Origin of the sequence: Mesorhizobium sp. M0772, assembly GCF_040320135.1 — a bacterium.
Taxonomy (GTDB): Bacteria; Pseudomonadota; Alphaproteobacteria; order Rhizobiales; family Rhizobiaceae; genus Mesorhizobium.
In genome coordinates this window covers 67,260-84,319 of sequence record NZ_JAMYPB010000004.1, presented here as the reverse complement: position 1 = coordinate 84,319, position 17,060 = coordinate 67,260, and the positions used below count along the sequence as shown (strand labels likewise).

The 17,060-nt window shown below is 63.0% G+C and carries 15 protein-coding genes; 7 read left to right on the top strand and 8 right to left on the bottom strand.

Annotated elements, in window-relative coordinates; all coding sequences use genetic code 11:
- Window positions 1–8: 8 nt before the first annotated feature.
- From NKI06_RS04095 to NKI06_RS04075, 5 genes are all read right to left on the bottom strand, one after another.
- Window positions 9–1,634, bottom strand: coding sequence for a copper resistance CopC/CopD family protein (locus tag NKI06_RS04095; RefSeq protein ID WP_352984163.1), 1,626 nt, complete (start codon window positions 1,632–1,634; stop codon window positions 9–11).
- 53 nt (window positions 1,635–1,687) lie between these two features.
- Window positions 1,688–2,206: a YcnI family copper-binding membrane protein gene (locus NKI06_RS04090; protein ID WP_023683022.1), complete on the bottom strand. Its 519-nt coding sequence runs from the start codon at window positions 2,204–2,206 to the stop codon at window positions 1,688–1,690.
- 39 nt (window positions 2,207–2,245) lie between these two features.
- Complete coding sequence (locus NKI06_RS04085) at window positions 2,246–2,785, bottom strand: copper chaperone PCu(A)C (RefSeq protein WP_023698175.1); 540 nt, start codon at window positions 2,783–2,785, stop codon at window positions 2,246–2,248.
- Window positions 2,786–2,889: 104 nt separating this feature from the next.
- Complete coding sequence (locus NKI06_RS04080) at window positions 2,890–3,246, bottom strand: DUF2946 family protein (RefSeq protein ID WP_023683020.1); 357 nt, start codon at window positions 3,244–3,246, stop codon at window positions 2,890–2,892.
- Between the two features lie 214 nt (window positions 3,247–3,460).
- Window positions 3,461–4,363, bottom strand: coding sequence for a GntR family transcriptional regulator (locus NKI06_RS04075; protein ID WP_023683019.1), 903 nt, complete (start codon window positions 4,361–4,363; stop codon window positions 3,461–3,463).
- A gap of 257 nt (window positions 4,364–4,620) precedes the next feature.
- Here NKI06_RS04075 and NKI06_RS04070 point away from each other — a divergent pair, with 257 nt between their 5' ends.
- The 6 genes from NKI06_RS04070 to NKI06_RS04045 all read left to right on the top strand — a co-directional run bounded on the left by NKI06_RS04070 (window position 4,621) and on the right by NKI06_RS04045 (window position 12,259).
- A complete protein-coding gene (locus NKI06_RS04070; RefSeq protein WP_023683018.1) occupies window positions 4,621–6,126 on the top strand; it encodes a UxaA family hydrolase in 1,506 nt (501 codons plus the stop codon).
- A 52-nt stretch (window positions 6,127–6,178) separates the two neighbouring features.
- The gene (locus NKI06_RS04065) at window positions 6,179–7,177 is read left to right on the top strand and encodes an aldo/keto reductase (RefSeq protein WP_352984162.1); all 999 of its coding nucleotides are present in this window, start codon (window positions 6,179–6,181) and stop codon (window positions 7,175–7,177) included.
- Window positions 7,178–7,477: 300 nt separating this feature from the next.
- On the top strand, window positions 7,478–8,470 hold the full coding sequence (locus NKI06_RS04060; RefSeq protein ID WP_023669816.1) for an ABC transporter substrate-binding protein: 993 nt from the start codon (window positions 7,478–7,480) through the stop codon (window positions 8,468–8,470).
- 147 nt (window positions 8,471–8,617) lie between these two features.
- Window positions 8,618–10,141, top strand: a complete 1,524-nt coding sequence (locus tag NKI06_RS04055) for a sugar ABC transporter ATP-binding protein (RefSeq protein WP_352984160.1) — start codon at window positions 8,618–8,620, stop codon at window positions 10,139–10,141.
- 35 nt (window positions 10,142–10,176) lie between these two features.
- Window positions 10,177–11,142 (top strand): ABC transporter permease, encoded by a 966-nt coding sequence (locus tag NKI06_RS04050; protein ID WP_023669818.1) that lies wholly within the window; start codon window positions 10,177–10,179, stop codon window positions 11,140–11,142.
- A 70-nt stretch (window positions 11,143–11,212) separates the two neighbouring features.
- Window positions 11,213–12,259, top strand: a complete 1,047-nt coding sequence (locus tag NKI06_RS04045; protein WP_352984158.1) for a zinc-binding alcohol dehydrogenase family protein — start codon at window positions 11,213–11,215, stop codon at window positions 12,257–12,259.
- Window positions 12,260–12,528: 269 nt separating this feature from the next.
- Here NKI06_RS04045 and NKI06_RS04040 read toward each other — a convergent pair whose 3' ends face one another.
- The 3 genes from NKI06_RS04040 to NKI06_RS04030 form a co-directional block, all read right to left on the bottom strand.
- Window positions 12,529–13,380, bottom strand: coding sequence for a sugar phosphate isomerase/epimerase family protein (locus NKI06_RS04040; protein ID WP_352984157.1), 852 nt, complete (start codon window positions 13,378–13,380; stop codon window positions 12,529–12,531).
- A 125-nt stretch (window positions 13,381–13,505) separates the two neighbouring features.
- Complete coding sequence (locus NKI06_RS04035; protein ID WP_023740804.1) at window positions 13,506–14,693, bottom strand: Gfo/Idh/MocA family protein; 1,188 nt, start codon at window positions 14,691–14,693, stop codon at window positions 13,506–13,508.
- Between the two features lie 18 nt (window positions 14,694–14,711).
- The gene (locus NKI06_RS04030; RefSeq protein ID WP_023747014.1) at window positions 14,712–15,767 is read right to left on the bottom strand and encodes a sugar phosphate isomerase/epimerase family protein; all 1,056 of its coding nucleotides are present in this window, start codon (window positions 15,765–15,767) and stop codon (window positions 14,712–14,714) included.
- Between the two features lie 399 nt (window positions 15,768–16,166).
- Between NKI06_RS04030 and NKI06_RS04025 the strand changes: the two genes are divergently transcribed.
- Window positions 16,167–17,054 (top strand): sugar phosphate isomerase/epimerase family protein, encoded by an 888-nt coding sequence (locus NKI06_RS04025; RefSeq protein ID WP_023692016.1) that lies wholly within the window; start codon window positions 16,167–16,169, stop codon window positions 17,052–17,054.
- Window positions 17,055–17,060: the final 6 nt, after the last annotated feature.

The window sequence follows — 17,060 nt, the reverse complement described above, 5'->3', positions numbered from 1 at the left end:
GCTGAATATCACTCGGCGCGGATATCGATCGGCGCTTCGATCTTTACCACTTCGAAATCCGAAACCAGAATATCGAGCCGCGCCGTCCAGCGGCCTGGAATCGGAATGACGAGATTATCGACGCGCCAGGTGCCGTCGCCTGGCTTGGTCGCCGGACGCTTGATCGGCTCGATCCCCGAATCGGGCTTGGACAGCACCAGCGTCACTTCCTTGGCGTCGAGCGGGCCGAAATCGCCGGTCATGATGACGATGGAGGCGGTGACCTCCCCGGTATGGCCGGGCGTGATGTCGATGTCGGCCATCGCCTTCATAGTGTGGATATGGGTCGACGTCGGTTGTGCCGCGGCGATTGCCAGGGCCCGTGGCGGCGGCGTGAAGCGCCAGCCGGCGGCAACGCCGAAGATCAGGAGCACGATCAGCATTTCGACTGAGATCGAGCGGCTAAGCCGTCGCCGCACTTCCGTCGCTCCGGCCTCGGCCAAGGCGGTGAGCCGCCATCGATTGACCGCCGCCAGCGTGAACAGAAACACCAGCAGCGCCAGCTTGATCAGCAGCAGCCGGCCATAGGCGGTGTTGACCAGTGCCGCCGGTGTCTGCACCTGGATGATGGCGAGCACCACACCGGCGGCGGCAAGCACTACCACCACGGGCATGATCGCGCGCGAAAACCGCCGCAGGAACGCCCCGGCTTCCACCGATTGGCTGCTCAACGCCAGGCCGAGCGGCAGCAATGCTCCAGCCCAGAAAGCGATGCCGGCGCCATGCAGGAACACCATAGGCCGCGTCAGCCATTGCGGTTCGGCTGCACTGGCATGGCCGCTGGCGGCAAGGGCTGCACCCACACCGGCCAGCCCGGCGAGCGCCAACGGCCTGGCGCCAGCACGCGATCCGACCAACGACAGCAGGCCAAGCCCGAGCGCCGCCAGCGAAATCAGCACCGTCCAGCCGAAGCTGGTGCCAAGCGCCGTCCGCCAGACCACCGGTTGCGCCAGCCGGGCGAGTGGCGCGCCCAGCGCGTCTAGCCCCTGGAACCCGAGCGACAGGGGTGCTGCGACCAGCCCGCACAGGATGGCGGCAATGACGAAGCGCTGGCCTGAGCGCTGGCCTTGCGCCAGCCATGTCAGCGCGAAGGCGCCGCCAATGCCGAGGAAAAGCCCGATGTAGAGAAGAACCTTGCCGGTCCAGATCGCTGACCGCAAATCTATATCGACAGCTTCCCCCACCGCCGGCGCCGCACTTGGCGCGCCAACGGAAAACAGCACCGAGCCGCCGACCGGATGGCCATCGGCGGAAATCACCCGCCAGCTCAAGACATGGGTGCCCGGCCCGAGCTTTTGTGGATTGTCGATCTCAACCGTTTGGTCGCTCAACCGAAACGAGGTCAAAGCGACAGGCGTACCGTCGGGCCGCACCAAGGTCAGCACCAGCGGCGACACAGGCTCGCTGAAGGTCAGCGAAAATTGCGTCGGCGCTCGCTCCAGAACCGCGCCGTCGGCAGGCTCGGCCTTGATCAGCGCCACATGGGCAAAGGCCTGGTTTGGCGTGGCAAGGACGGCAAGCAGCAGGATCGCGGCCAGCAGGCCGAAGCACCTGCCGGCTGTCCGTTCCATCCGCTGGAAACAGGCCACGTTCATGCCATCCACCAAAACAGTGGCGCGCCGCTTCGAAGCAGCGCGCCGCCAATGCATCATTTCTTCGGCAGCAGGTTGAGGCCGGGCGCCGGATCTTCCAGCGCATCCTCATCCTGACCAGCCGCCGGAATCTCTATCCAACGCGTGGTGGCGCCATCGCATTCCTGCACCACCGGAAAATAGAGTTTTTGCCCGGCCGGCAGATCGGCGGCCAACGTGCCGCGGAAGACGAACTCGTCATAAAATTCATCCGGCAGGCTGCCGCCGCTCCAGTCGACTTCCTTGACGCCCGAGGTCACCGCCTCGCCATAGAGCTGGTAGGATTTCTCGTACTTGCCTTTCTTGACCTGCAGCGTCCAGCCGGGCTTGGGCATCGGCTTCACCCCGATCACCCCTTCCGGGATCTGCACGCGCACGGCAATCGTCGCCTTGCCTTCGCAGCCATGCGGCACGCGCAGCACGGCCTTGTAGGTCGAACCGACCGGCGCTTCCTGGGTTTCGAGCGTGATATGGCCGAAGGCAGCGCTCGTCCCCAGGACAAGAAATGCAGCGGCCGGCAAAAGATACTTGTTCATGATGGTCCCTCTCGAAAAATCGGTTGGCAAATTGATTGGTCAGTCGTTGTCTTCGAGGGGTGGCGCGCTGCCTATGGCTTGCACGGCAAACTCGACGGTCACGGTTCCGGCCTTCTCGAAAGTCAGCGTGGCGGCAAACATCTGGCCTTCTTTAGGCGGCTGCTTCAAATCCATGAACATCACGTGGTAGGCGCCGGGACCCAGCGTGATCTTGCCGCCCGCCGGGATATCCAGGCCGCCACTGACCGGGCGCATGGTCATGACGCCGTCTTTGACTCCCATTTCATGCAGTTCGGCCTTGCCCGAAATATCGGAGGCAATCGACAGCAGCCGGTCCGGCGCGCTGCCCTTGTTGACGATGGTGAAATAGCCGCCGGCAACCTTGGCGCCGGCCGGCGTGGCGCGCGACCAGGGATGCTTGATCTCGATGTCACCGGCCTTGAATTCATGCGCAAGGACGGAATGGGAGCCGACGAACAACAGTGCAAAGGCGAACAGGGCGCTGCCGAGACGCTGCTCGATAGTGCTGAATAAACGGGTGCTGCGGTGCAACGCGCCGGCACGAAGAAAACGGAACATGGGTAGGCTCCATGAATATAAGGTCGCGCCGTTGTCGGGCTGCGAACGTGTTTGTCATTGGATGATTATCGCCTGCGCAGGTTACGCAAAGCGAGCGGCGGTTTTCAGCCCGCAAGCGGCGGCGCGCGCGGATTGGCCGGAGAGCGCTCGCGCGTGACGTCGGGATGCCTGACTGCCGGCGGGGCAAAAGCGACTGTTTCCAAGTACTGGCTGACCGGCGCCAGGCCGACGCCTGCCGGCGGCGCATAGGCGACGGAGGCCATGCTGCAGCCGAGCATGCAGCACGCCGGCATATGCTGCTGGTGCGGATCGCCGCCGGGAAGCTGGACCGCCCCCTCATGTGTACAGATGACGTTGCCGAAAACGTCGAGTTGCGAGGCATCCGGCGCAATGCCGAAGGCAAACACGCCGAGCGTCGACTGGAGCAGCAGCACACAGGCCGCGACAAAGGCGGCCGTCATGCTCCATCTCTTACGCCGGAAGTCCAAAGACCTGCCTCTTCACGCAGCAACGCTTGGATATCTAGCACGCGGCATGTCGGCGGAAAATCGCCAAATCATCGCTGCGGCAACGCGGCGCGTTCAATCCATGTCGCCAAAAAGTGCGCTGCGGTTTGGGATAACGACATGCATAGGCAAAGATCTTGTGCGCATAACCTCCCTTCGGACGTCGCGCTCAGGAAGCCGGGCGGCCGCCGATTTCCGGAATCGACGTCAACAGCGTGTGGCGTGCCGACTTCAGATGCTTGCGGCAGGCGGCGTCGACCTTGCCGAGATCGCGCGATTTCAGCGCCGCGATGTAGGCGAGATGCTCGCTCACCGCGACTTCGTTGCGCTCGCGCTCTTGCGCCTTGTTCCACTGGTAGTGGTAGTGAAAGATCATGGCGATGACGTCGTAGAAATCGACGATGAAGCGGTTGTGCGACGCCCGGTGGATCAGCCGGTGGAAGCGCTCGTCTAGCTCAGAGAATTCGTTGAAGCGGACGGCGATTTCGCTGGCCAGAAGCCGGTGCTCGTCTTCCAGCCGGTCGAGATCCGCCCAGACCGGACTGTCCCCAGGCAAGGCGGCAAAGGCCGCCGCCGAGCGTATCTCGAACATCTCGCGGATTTCAGTGAGTTCGAGCGCGAAGGCTCGCGTAAATCCTTTCAGCACCCAGTGGCTGTTGCGCCGCTTCTCGATCAGGCCGAATCGGGAGAAGCGGATGAGGAACTCTCGCACGCTGGTGGTGCCGACGCCGATCTCGCGCGCCAGTTCGAGCTCGTTGATCTGCATGCCGGCCTCGGCGCCGCCGGCCAGCAACCTGCGCATAAACGACCGCTCGATGATCTGGGCCAGTGTGTCTGTCTCCTCCTCGGGGAAGAAATCATCCGGCTTCGGCGTCCTGAGCACTGTCTTGCTGCGTTTGTTCCACGCGATCAGCCCGGTCTCTTCCATGCGCGCCAGAATGGTGCGCACGGTGGTACGGCTGACGCCAAGCAAAGTGCCCAGCTCCGGCTCCGACGGCAGGCTCTGCGTCTCATCGAGCAGCCGCAGACCCCTGTTGTAAGCGTCCTTGTAGACGTTGTTGCTCTTCGACATCCCTGCCCCGTTGCGCGCCGGCGCTTGCTGTGGCTGGCTTGAAGCGCGATATCACATATGTCCTGGCGCTCACCCGGCAAAGCAAAACGCTCTGCGTGTCAGACGCCGCTCCCCACAAGCCAAGCGTCCATCGGACGCATGGTCTCCTCCTGAAAAAACAATTGACGTACAAATGTTTTTTCACGATAAAAGACATTATATGTAAACAGACGCGTGTCAATCCGCGCATCCCCAGGAACAGACCCAGGAAACTGCCCGTGAACGCCTCGAACAGCATTCTTCTGTCCCCCGCCGACAATGTCGCGGTCGCCAATGGCCGCATCGAGATCGGCACCCCTCTGCCCGGCGGCGCCGTCGCCACGGCCTTGATCGAGCCCGGCCACAAGGTGGCGATCAAGCCTATCGCCGCCGGCGAGGCGGTGGTCAAGTATGCCCAGGCCATCGGCCGCGCCACCCAGGACATCGCGCCCGGCGACCACGTCCATTCGCACAATCTGGTTTTTGAATCCGGCCGCCTGCCGGTGGTGCCGCCGAGCGAGGCCGAGCACGCCACCGAAGCTGACCGCGCCCGGACATTCATGGGCTATCGTCGCGCCGATGGCCGTGCCGGCACCCGCAACTTCATCGGCATCATCGCCAGCGTCAATTGCTCGGCCACCGTCTGCCACGCCATCGCCGACGAGGCCAACCGCGTGCTGCTGCCGAAATATCCGGGGATCGACGGCTTCGTCCCGATCGTCCATGGCCAGGGCTGCGGCATGAGCGGCACCGGCGACGGCATGATGGTGCTGCACCGCACGCTCGCCGGCTACACCCGCCACCCGAATTTCGGCGGCGCGCTGATGGTCGGCCTCGGCTGCGAGGTCAACCAGCTTACCCTTTACGGCCAGAAAGGTGCGGCGGCGGGAAAACGCCATTTCAACATCCAGGACGCCGGCGGTTCGCGCAAATCGGTCGAAAAAGCGATGGGCGTGCTCGCCGAAATCGCCGAGGAAGTCGGCCAGTATCAGCGCGAGCCGATCCCGGTCTCGGAGATCGTCGTCGGCCTGCAATGCGGCGGTTCCGACGGCATGTCGGGCATCACCGCCAATCCCGCGCTGGGAGCGGCGGTCGACATCCTGGCCGGCGTCGGCGGCATCGGCATCCTGTCGGAGACGACGGAGATCTATGGCGCCGAACATCTGCTCGCCTATCGCGCGGCAACGCCGGAGATCGCCAAGAAGCTCGACGGTTTCGTCAAATGGTGGGAGGACCATGTCGCCAAGCACGGCGCCTCGATCGACAACAACCCCTCGCCCGGCAACAAGCGCGGTGGCCTGACCACCATCCTGGAAAAGTCGCTGGGCGCCGTGGCCAAAGGCGGCCAGACTCCGCTCAACGGCGTCTTCGGTTATGCCGAAAAGGTCACCGGCAGTGGCTTGGTGTTCATGGACACGCCCGGTTACGACCCGGTCTCGGCGACCGGTCAGGTGGCGGGCGGCGCCAACATCATCGTCTTCACCACCGGCCGCGGCTCCTGCTTCGGCTGCCGGCCCACGCCGTCGATCAAGGTCGCCACCAACTCGACCATGTACCACCAGATGGAAGAGGACATGGACGTCAATTGCGGCGTCATCGCTTCGGGTGAGAAGACCATCGCCGGCATGGGCCGGGAACTCTTCGAACTCATCGTCGAGACGGCATCGGGCCGCAAGACCAAGAGCGAGGCGTTCGGCTACGGCGACAACGAGTTCGTGCCGTGGCACCTCGGCGCGACGCTCTAACCACCGACGAAAAAAGCGGGCTGCAAAGACGGCTCACAAGGGGAGGCTGTGGATGGACAAACGCCGCATCGGCACGACTGCGCTCGAGGTAACCGAGATAAGCTTCGGCGGGGCGGCGATCGGCGGGCTCTACCGGGCCTGTCCGCGCGAAGCGGCGATGGAGACGCTGCAGACAGCCTGGGATGCCGGCCTGCGCTATTTCGACACCGCGCCCTTCTATGGCTTCGGCCTGTCGGAACGGCGGACCGGCGATTTCCTGCGCTACAAGCCGCGGGATTCCTATGTGCTGTCGACCAAGGTCGGACGGCTGTTCCGCCCGGTGCCGGAAGACCAGGTTCCCGATCATTCCTATGTCGACCCGCTGCCCTTCGCGCTCGACTACGACTACTCCTATGACGGCATCATGCGCTCGGTCGAGTTCTCCTATGCGCGGCTCGGGCTGAACCGGATAGACATCCTGTTTGTGCACGACATCGGCACCTACACACATGGCGTCGAGAAGACGAAGCTGCACTTTCGCCAGCTGGTGGACGGCGGGTTGAAGGCGCTGGAAGAGCTTAAAACGTCCGGTGTGATTTCCGCCTATGGGCTCGGCGTCAACGAGGTGCAGATCTGCCTCGACGTATTGCGCGAAGCACCGCTCGACTGCATCCTGCTGGCCAGCCGCTATTCGCTGCTCGACCGCTCGGCTGAAGCCGAGTTGCTGCCGCTGTGTCGTGAGCGACAGACTTCGCTCATCATCGGCGGCGTTTTCAACTCCGGCATCCTGGCGACCGGGCCGGTGCACGGCGCGCATTTCGATTATCTGCCGGCGACGCAGGACATACTCGAGCGTGTTGGGGCGATGGAGAAAATCGCTGATGAGGGCGGATATCCGCTGGCGGCGGCTGCATTGCAGTTTCCGCTGCAGGAGCCTGTCGTGGCCAGCGTGCTGACCGGAACGGCCAAGCCCGCCAACCTGACGCGCAACCTCGACCTGTTCAACGTCCAGGTGCCGCAAGCGGAATTCGCCCGCTACACTCCCTACACCATCGTTCAGGAGCTCGGCTGACGAAACGCCACGATCACGGCTCTCAAGAAGGAATGAATATTCCATATTGACTCGACGGTGGAATTAATATTCCATGATGATCAAGGAGGATCGGGAGCGTCTGGACGTGGCACTGAGGATCGGCAGGGAGGTTTCCCCGCCGAGCCATGCGCAGGCCTATATGAAACACCGCTTGCGTCGGCCGGACCGATGCACTATCAAAAAGGGCAACTGTTTTTTATTGATAAAGTTCCTTTTGGGCCGCGCCTATCCAAATGGAGCTTCCGCAACCTTCACCGGGCGATCTAGGGAGGATTCCTAATGAAATTCGTGACCAGCATTCTCAACCGCCGCTCACTGATGGCACTTGCTGCCGCCTCGATGCTTGCCGGCACGCTGCACACGGCGCCGGCTTCGGCGGCGGACGTGACCATTCCGATCATCGTCAAGGACACCACGTCCTTCTACTGGCAGATCGTCCTGGCCGGCGCCCGCAAGGCCGGCAAGGATCTCGGCGTCAACGTACCCGAACTCGGCGCCCAGGCTGAAACCGACGTCAACGGCCAGGTTTCGATCCTCGAGAATGCCGTCGCCGGCAACCCGGCCGCGATCGTCATCGCGCCGACCGAATTCAAGGCGCTCGGCAAGCCCATCGATGAAGCGGCCAGCAAGGTCAAGGTCATCGGCATCGACTCCGGCGCCGACTCCAAGGCGTTCACCTCGTTCCTGACCACCGACAATGTGCAGGGCGGTCGCGTCGCCGCTGACGGTCTTGCAGCAGCCATCGGCGAAGCCAATGGCGGCAAGATCGAGGGCGACGTCGCGCTGATCACCAACGCGCCGGGCGCCGGTTCGCTGGAGCAGCGCAAGCAGGGCTTCACCGAGCAGCTGGCCGCGAAATATCCGGGGCTGAAGCTCGTCGCCGACAAATATGCCGACGGCCAGGCAACGACCGGTCTCAACATCGCCACCGACCTGATCACCGCCAACCCGAACCTCAAGGGCATCTTCGCGTCCAACCTGATCATGGCGCAGGGCGTCGGTCAGGCAGTCGCCGAGAACAACCTTGGCGGCAAGCTGGCGCTGGTCGGCTTCGACAGCGACGAGAAGCTGATCAAGTTCCTCAATGACGGCGTCATTTCCGCGCTCGTCGTCCAGGATCCGTACCGGATGGGCTATGACGGCATCAAGACCGCGCTCGCCGCCTCGAAGGGCGAGAAGGTCGAGGCCAATGTCGACACAGGCGCCAACCTGGTGACCAAGGCAAACATGAAAGACCCCAAGATCGACGCCCTGCTCAACCCGAAGCTCTGAGCCCGTCGACCAAAAATCCTTTCCGGGGCCTCGCGCCCCGGAAACACCGGATACAAGCTTGAATATCCACCGGCTTGAATCACCTCGACGATGCGGCTTGACTGCATCGCGACGTGCCAATCGTAAGGCCAATCTGGGAGGATTGTCATGACGCCCATGGCGCAGGAACTGCACCCGGCCCCAACGCTAGCGCCCGGCAGGACGATCCTCGAACTGCACGGGCTGGAAAAGCGCTATCCCGGCACGCATGCGCTGAAGCCCGTTCACCTTGCCTTCAAGGCAGGTGAGATCCACGCCATCGTCGGCGAGAACGGCGCCGGCAAATCCACCTTGATCAAGCTTCTGACCGGCGTCATGCCGCGCACCTCCGGCGATGTCGTCTGGGAGGGCAAGCCGGCAGCGCTGGCAACCCCGCACGAGGCAATGGCGCTGGGCATCAACGCCGTGCATCAGGAGGTCGTGCTCTGTCGCCATCTCACCGTCGCCGCCAACATGTTCCTCGGCGAGGAGAATTCGCGCTTCGGCATCCTGCAGCAGCGCGCCATGGTCAAGGAAGCGCAGAAGATCATCGACGGTCTCGGCTTCGACCTGCCGGCGCATGTCATGCTGGGTGACCTCACCATCGGCCAGCAGCAGCTGATCGCCGCCGCCCGCGCCACCGTGCGCGGCACCAAATTCCTGATCTTCGACGAGCCGACCGCCTATCTCACCCGCAAGGAAGCCGACCAGCTGTTCACGCTGATCCGCAGGCTCAAGGGCGAAGGCGTCACCATCATCTACATCAGCCATCGCATGGAAGAGGTGTTCGAACTCGCCGATCGCGTCTCGGTGCTGCGCGACGGCACGCTGGTCGGCACCCGCAACATTGCCGAGACCAATGACGCCGAGCTGGTCAAGATGATGATCAACCGCTCGATCGAGCAAGTCTACCATAAGGAGCATTTCACCCCCGGTGCCGTGATCGTTGAAGCGAAAAACCTGTCGGGCAAGGGTTTCGAAGACGTCTCGATGACGGTGCGCGCCGGCGAGATCGTCGGGCTCTATGGCCTGATCGGCGCCGGGCGGAGCGAGTTCGTCACCACGCTCTATGGCCGCCACAAGAAGTCGGCCGGACAGGTCCTTTGGCAAGGCAAGCCGGTCCACATCAATTCCGAGCACGACGCGATCAAGCTCGGCATGGCGCTGGCGCCGGAAAGCCGCCGCGACCAGGGCCTGTGCCTGAACCTGCCGGTCGGCCTCAACCTCAACCTGCCGATCTACAAGCGCATCTCCAGCAACATGCTGATCTCCGGTGCGAAGGAAAAGGCCGAGGCCGATCGCCAGATCGCCGGCCTCCGCATCAAAACGCCGACGCGCGGCGCCCTGGCCTCCAGCCTGTCCGGCGGCAACCAGCAGAAGATCGTCATCGGCAAATGGCTGGCGCATGGCGCCAAGCTGTTCATCTTCGACGAGCCGACCGTCGGCGTCGATGTCGGCACCAAGGCCGAGATCTACCGCCTGTTCGGGGAACTGTTGTCCAAGGGCGCCGGCATCATCCTGATCTCGTCCTATCTGCCCGAGGTTTACGAGCTCGCCGATACGCTGCACGTGTTCCGGCGCGGCAAACTGGTCGCCAGCCACGGTTTTCGCGCCGCCAGCCATGAAGACGTGCTGACGCAGGCGATCGGCTGAAAACGCCGTCCAGACAAGAAGAAACGGGAGGAACCATGAGCATCGAAACCGCCGCGATCGAAAAACCGAAACGGAACTACAACGTCCTGTTCGGGCTGACGCTTCTGGCGTTGCTGGTTCTGCTCTGGATCGTGCTGTCGGTGGCGACGCCGAGCTTCGCCTCCTCCAACAACATCGCCAATCTTTTGCGGCAGGGCTCGATGATCGCCATCATGGCGGTCGGCCAGACCTTCGTCATCATCACCGGCGGCATCGACCTCTCGGTCGGCGCCGTGGTCGGCTTCGCCACCGTCATTGTCGCCATGATGATCAATGCCGGCTTCCCGATCTGGGTCGCCATTCTGGTGACGCTGCTGGTCGGCGTTGCCATCGGCCTGTTCCATGGCTTCGGCATCGTCAAGATGGGCCTGCCGCCCTTCATCATCACGCTGGCGACGCTGACCTCGTTGCGCGGCATCGGCCTGTTGATGACCAACGGCAATTCGATCAACATCAACAGCGACAGCTTCACCGCGTTCTCGCGCAGTTCCTTTGTCGGCATCCCCAATCTGTTCTGGATGGTGATCCTGGTCGGTATCCCGGCCTACATCTTCCTGCACCACAGCCGCTGGGGCCGCTATCTCTTCTCTGTGGGATCCAATGCCGAGGCCTCGCGCCTCTCGGGCGTCAATGTCCAGCGCACCATCTACATGGCCTACACGCTGTCGGGCCTATGCGCGGCCTTCGTCGGCGTGCTGCTGGCGGCGCGCATCGGCATCGGCAACCCGACCCAGGCGGAAGGTTGGGAGTTGCAGGCGATCGCCTCATCGGTGATCGGCGGCACCTCGCTGTTCGGCGCCGTCGGCTCGGTGCATGGCCCACTGCTCGGCGCCTTCATCCTGGCCACCATCAACAACGGCGCCAATCTGCTCAACGTCAACTCGTTCTGGCAGCGCATCATCACCGGCGCGCTGATCATAATCATCGTCTATTTCGACGGGCTGCGCCGTCGCGGCAAGTAATCCTCCCTGACCTTCCGTGTCGGTCCGCTCAACAACGGACCGGCGCCTTTTTGAACACTGGAATTGCCGAATGAAAGCTGTTGTCTGCCGCTCGCCCGGCGAGCTTGTCCTGGAAGACCGGCCGGCGCCAGGAGCGCCGCCTGCCGGCTGGGCGCTGGTTGCCGTCAGCCATGTCGGCATCTGCGGCACCGACTACCACATCTTCGAAGGCAAGCACCCGTTCCTTGCCTATCCCCGCATCATGGGCCATGAAGTGTCGGGCACCGTCGTCGAGACCGGCGAAGATGTCGACCTTGCCGTGGGCGAGCCCGTCATCATCAATCCCTATCTCGCTTGCGGAAAATGCATCGCCTGCCGGAACGGCAAGCCGAATTGCTGCGTCAGGATCGAAGTGCTTGGCGTGCATCGCGACGGCGCCATGGCCGAGCAGATCCTGGTGCCGGCGCAGAATCTTTATCCGGCAAACGGCTTGTCGCTGGCCGACGCGGCGGCGGTGGAATTCCTCGCCATCGGCGCGCATGCCGTGCGGCGTGCCCGCGCCGAACCAGGCGCCCGCACGCTGGTCATCGGCGCCGGGCCGATCGGCCTTGGCGCAGCGCTGTTTGCGCGCATCGCCGGGCTCGATGTCAGCCTGCTCGACATGAGCACGGAGCGGCTGGATTTTGCAAAAGGCGAACTCGGCTTCGCCACGCTCGACGGTTCACAAAAAGCGGCAGCCGAACTGGTGCGCGAGGCAACCGGCGGCGAAGGGTTCGACGTCGTCTTCGACGCCACCGGCAACACCGCCTCGGTGCAGTCGGCCTTCGCCCATGTCGCGCATGGCGGCACGCTCGTGCTGGTCAGCGTCGTCAAGGATGACATCGTCTTTTCCGACCCGGAATTCCACAAGCGCGAAATGACATTGATCGGCAGCCGCAACGCGCTGAAAGTCGATTTCGACCACGTCGCCGCCTCGATCCGCAACGGCGCCGTGCCGCTGGCAAAACTCGTCACCCACCGCACCACGCTGGCCGGCACGCCGGATGATCTCACCCGCTGGGCGCATGAGAAATCGGGGTTGATCAAGGCTGTGATCGAGGTGGGGCAAGACATCCGAAAAAATCTGGTGGAGCGATAAGTGCCGAGTTGAGGCAGATCGCATACCGCGGCGATTTGCGAAAAGCCCGGTCCCTTCCTCATCCATGGGCGTTGCAAGGAGCGAAGCGACGCGGCGCAGACCCGAGGATTCATTCGGTGACGTCTGCGCTAAAATCCAGCGGTGCAAAAAGAGGCGTCCATTCGCATCTCCTACCTGCACCGCTGCGGCGCGCGACAGTCGCGGCATGGGTCCTCGGGTCTCCGCGTCCGCTGCGCTCCCGCTCCGCCCGTGGATGAGGAAGTGAGCGGCTAAGCCGCCCGCTTCCACCCATCCCTGATATGCCTGTATCCCTCGCGATAAACTGCCTCCGGCGTCTCGGAAAAATCCCGCCACACCTTGGTCGCCGCCGCCAGATCCTTCAGCGATCTGCCAAACGCCTCGATCGTCAGCCAATCGTCATAGCCGCTCTTGCGGATGGCCGAGAAAGTCTCTTTCCACGGAATGTTCCCGCGCCCCGGCACGCCGCGATCGTTCTCCGAAATGTGGATGTGCACGACATTCCGCCGGTGCTTCATGTAGGCGCCGATCGGGTCGGCCTCCTCGATATTGGCGTGGAAGGTGTCGTACATCGCCTTGATGTGCGGCCGGTCGATGGCGTCGACGTGTTCGGACAGATCGGCCATCGTGTTCAGCAGATAGCACTCGAAACGGTTGAGCGCCTCCAACCCGATGGTAATGTTCCGCTTGCCGGCATGATCGCCAATGGCGCGCTGCGAGGCGATCGAGCGCTTCTTCTCGGCAGCGGTCGGCCCGCTGCCGGAGAAGGCGCCGAGCGTCGAATGCAGCGGCCCGCTCAGCGTACTCGCGCCGAGCGCCTGGGCGCAATCGATCGCCCATTTCATGTAGCCGATGCCGGCCTTGCGGGTCGCGGCATCCGGCGAAATCAGATTCATCGCCGGGTCGCCCATCGCCGTAACAGCCGTGCGCTCCAACCCGATGCGGTCGAGCAAATCGCCAAGCTTCTTGTAGTCCTCTGGCGTGCCTGAGAAGATCGGTATCTCGACGCCGTCGAAGCCGGTCGCCTTGATGTCGCGCAGCAACGGCTCGTGTTTCTTAGACACGGAAGTCGTCCACAAAAACATGCACATGCCGATTTTCATCGACAGCCCCTCCCCGTTTGACGGCGCGCGCTGGTTTCTTTCGCACCTCGCACCATGCGCCCTCATTCGGCCGCTTCGCGGCCACCTTCTCCCCGAAGGGAGAAGAGACTTGGCGCAGGCGCTCCCTAAAGTTTCGTCCACGCCCCGTTCTTCTTCGATGACTTCACGCAGGCCTCGATGAACGCCATACCTTCGACGCCGTCCTGGATGGTCGGGAACACCACGTCCTTGCCCGGCTTGCCGCCCTTCTTGCGTGCCGCGCGGATCGCCCGCGCCGCCTCCTGGTAGATGTTGGCGAAGCCTTCGAGATAGCCTTCCGGATGGCCAGACGGAACGCGGCTGACGCGCCCCGCAACTGGCAGCGCGCCGGCGCCGTTGCGGGTGAGCAGCTGCTTGGGCTGGCCGAACGGCGTGTACCAGAGATAGTTCGGATCGGCCTGCACCCATTCCAGGCCGCCCTTCGAGCCGTAGATGCGCAGCTTCAGCCCGTTCTCGTGGCCGGGCGCCACCTGGCTCGCCCAGATCATGCCCTTGGCCGGATGCACCTTGCCGACCGGCTTGAAGCGCAGCATGACATTGACATTGTCGTCGAGCAGCCGCCCCGGCACGAAAGCGTCGAGATCGGCCGACAGGGAATCGAGCTCCAGACCCGAGACGAAGCGCGCCAGATTGTAGGCATGCGTGCCGATGTCGCCGAGCGCGCCGCCCGCGCCCGCCTGCTTGGGGTCGGAGCGCCACGCCGCCTGCTTCTGGCCGGTGGCGGCAAGATCCTCGGTCAGCCAGTCCTGCGGGTACTCGGACTGAACGATGCGGATGTCGCCAAGCTGCCCCTTGGCCACCATCTCGCGCGCCTGCCGGATCATCGGATAGGCAGTGTAATTGTGCGTCAGCACGAACACCTTGCCGGTCTTTTCAACCACGGCCGCGAGCTTCTTGGCCTCGGCCAAAGTCGTCGCCAGCGGCTTGTCGCAGATGACGTGGATGCCGGCCTCGAGAAACGCTTTGGCCGCCGGCACGTGCACATTGTTGGGGGTGACGATCGCCACCGCTTCGATGCCGTCCGGGCGCGTGGCCTCGGCCTTGGCCATCTCGGCATAGGAGGCGTAGCTGCGCGCCGGGTCGAGACCGAGTTCGGCGGCGGAAGCCTTGGCGCGCTCGGGATTGGCCGACAGGGCGCCGGCCACCAGCACGAAGTCATTGTCCATGCGCGCCGCGATCCGGTGCACCGCGCCGATGAAGGCGCCTTGGCCGCCGCCAACCATGCCATAGCGGATCGGGCCGCCTCCCGCTTCCGACTTCGATGCGCCGACCATGTCTTTCTCCTGCTTGTCTCAAATACCCATCATGGCGCGCAGCATCTTCTTGTCGGTGGTGCCGCCGGCGAAATCATCAAAGGCCTTTTCCGTCACCCGGATAATGTGGTGCTGGATGAAGGGCGCGCCTTCGGCCGCGCCGTCCTCCGGATGCTTGAGGCAACACTCCCACTCCAGCACCGCCCAGGAATCGTAACCATACTGGGTAAGCTTGGAGAAGATGCCGCCGAAATCGACCTGCCCGTCGCCAAGCGAGCGGAATCGCCCCGCGCGATTGGTCCAGCTCTGATAGCCGGAATAGACGCCTTGCCGCCCCGTCGGATTGAACTCGGCATCCTTGGCATGGAAGGCCTTGATCCGCTCGTGATAGATGTCGATGAATTCGAGATAGTCGAGCTGCTGCAAAAGGAAATGCGATGGGTCGTAGTTGATGTTGCAGCGCTTGTGGCCGCCAACCGCATCGAGGAACATTTCGAAGGTGGCGCCGTCGAAGATGTCCTCGCCGGGATGGATCTCATAGCCGACGTCGACGCCGTTCTCGTCATAGACGTCGAGGATCGGCTTCCAGCGCTTGCCGAGTTCGGCAAAGGCCTCCTCGATCAGCCCGGCCGGCCGCTGTGGCCAGGGATAGAGATACGGGAAGGCCAGAGCGCCGGAAAAAGTCACCGAGGTTTTCAGGCCAAGATTCTTCGAGGCCTTGGCGCCGAACTCCATCTGTTCGACCGCCCATTTCTGCCTGGCCTTGGGGTTGTTGTGCACCGCAGGCGGTGCAAAGCCGTCGAACTGGGCATCATAGGCCGGGTGCACCGCCACCAGCTGCCCTTGAAGATGCGTCGACAGTTCGGTGATCTCGACGCCGGCATCCGCGCAGATGCCTTTCACCTCGTCGCAATAGGTCTTGGAAGATGCCGCCTTCTTGAGGTCGAACAGGCGTGCATCCCAGGTCGGGATCTGCACGCCCTTGTAACCGAGACCGGCCGCCCATTTGGTGATCGAGCCCAGCGAATTGAACGGCGCGGTATCCCCCGCGAACTGCGCCAGAAACAGCCCCGGACCCTTCATTGTCGACGGCATCGGCATCCTCCCAATTCATTTTTCCAAGGACCAAGCATAGCGCCTGATGAAAGCAGGGCCAGCCTCTTTGGTCTCTTGCGATGTGCATTCTCGTATCGGCATTCTGGTATTACCAAATACCGAAAATGGGTCAAGCCATTTGACTCGCGCGCAAAGCTGCCAGGGCATTCCATTTTTGGCGATATATACCAGCATAATCAATACGGTACACAGATGCCGGTATCGCATGGCGGCGGTTCTTGCCGCGCGACAAAAATTGCTGTAGACCTCCATTAGGGCCCAATTGGTCGAACCAGTTGCGCAAAAACGCTGGAGCGCCTTGGGGAGGAAACACGCGACGCGCCTTGTGGGGCGCATCGCAGGCGAACTGGCACAGACGAATTCTGGGAAGGATAGACCATGCATCTTTCGACGCACAACTGGATGCGCGCGGAACCGTTGGAGGTGACGCTGAAGCGCATCAAGAAATTCGGCTACGAGTCGATCGAGATTTCCGGCGAGCCCGAGCAATACAAGACCAAGGAGACCCGCGCGCTGCTGAAAGAGTACGGCATCCGCTGCTGGGGGTCGGTGACGCTGATGCTGGGCGAACGCAACCTTGCCGCCAGGGACCAGGGCCAGCGCGAACGCTCGGTGCAGTACGTCAAGGACGTGCTGACCATGGTCAGCGAACTTGATGGCGAGATCATAACGCTGGTGCCCGCGACCGTCGGCAAAGTGGTACCGGACGGCACCGAGGAAGAGGAATGGAAGTGGGTGGTCGACGCCACCCGCGAATGCTTCACCCATGCCAAGAAGGTCGGCGTCAAGATCGCGGTCGAGCCGCTCAACCGCTTCGAGACCTATCTGTTCAACCGCGGCGCGCAGGCGTTGGCCCTGGCCGATGCGGTCAGCCCCGAATGCGGCGTCTGCCTCGACGCCTATCACATCCATATGGAAGAATTTAACGTCCATGACGCGATCCGTCAGGTCGGCAAACGGCTGTTCGACTTCCACGTTGCCGACAACAACCGCTTTGCCGCCGGCCTTGGCCAGATTGATTGGCCACGGATCGTGCAGACGCTGAAGGAAGTCGGCTATGACGGCGCGCTGACGAACGAATTTGTCGCGCCAGTCGACCGCACACCCGCCGCGCCCTATCCCGACATGGTCGAGCGCAATCCGGTCGACATTTCTCCCGAACAGCTGAAGTTCATCCAGGATCACGGCTCCAGCGTGCTGACGGAGAAATTCTACACCGACCAGATGCGCATCACGGCCGAAACGCTGCTGCCGCTGATCAAGTAGCCGATC

Bases quoted from the DNA above. Each gene is read 5' to 3' on its own strand.
- NKI06_RS04030 (WP_023747014.1), bottom strand. From the start codon at position 15,767: ATGCCGTCGACAATGAAGGGTCCGGGGCTGTTTCTGGCGCAGTTCGCG.
- NKI06_RS04080 (WP_023683020.1), bottom strand. From the start codon at position 3,246: ATGACGGCCGCCTTTGTCGCGGCCTGTGTGCTGCTGCTCCAGTCGACG.
- NKI06_RS04085 (WP_023698175.1), bottom strand. From the start codon at position 2,785: ATGTTCCGTTTTCTTCGTGCCGGCGCGTTGCACCGCAGCACCCGTTTA.
- NKI06_RS04050 (WP_023669818.1), top strand. From the start codon at position 10,177: ATGAGCATCGAAACCGCCGCGATCGAAAAACCGAAACGGAACTACAAC.
- NKI06_RS04060 (WP_023669816.1), top strand. From the start codon at position 7,478: ATGAAATTCGTGACCAGCATTCTCAACCGCCGCTCACTGATGGCACTT.
- NKI06_RS04095 (WP_352984163.1), bottom strand. From the start codon at position 1,634: ATGAACGTGGCCTGTTTCCAGCGGATGGAACGGACAGCCGGCAGGTGC.
- NKI06_RS04055 (WP_352984160.1), top strand. From the start codon at position 8,618: ATGACGCCCATGGCGCAGGAACTGCACCCGGCCCCAACGCTAGCGCCC.
- NKI06_RS04040 (WP_352984157.1), bottom strand. From the start codon at position 13,380: ATGAAAATCGGCATGTGCATGTTTTTGTGGACGACTTCCGTGTCTAAG.
- NKI06_RS04045 (WP_352984158.1), top strand. From the start codon at position 11,213: ATGAAAGCTGTTGTCTGCCGCTCGCCCGGCGAGCTTGTCCTGGAAGAC.
- NKI06_RS04075 (WP_023683019.1), bottom strand. From the start codon at position 4,363: ATGTCGAAGAGCAACAACGTCTACAAGGACGCTTACAACAGGGGTCTG.
- NKI06_RS04090 (WP_023683022.1), bottom strand. From the start codon at position 2,206: ATGAACAAGTATCTTTTGCCGGCCGCTGCATTTCTTGTCCTGGGGACG.
- NKI06_RS04065 (WP_352984162.1), top strand. From the start codon at position 6,179: ATGGACAAACGCCGCATCGGCACGACTGCGCTCGAGGTAACCGAGATA.
- NKI06_RS04035 (WP_023740804.1), bottom strand. From the start codon at position 14,693: ATGGTCGGCGCATCGAAGTCGGAAGCGGGAGGCGGCCCGATCCGCTAT.
- NKI06_RS04025 (WP_023692016.1), top strand. From the start codon at position 16,167: ATGCATCTTTCGACGCACAACTGGATGCGCGCGGAACCGTTGGAGGTG.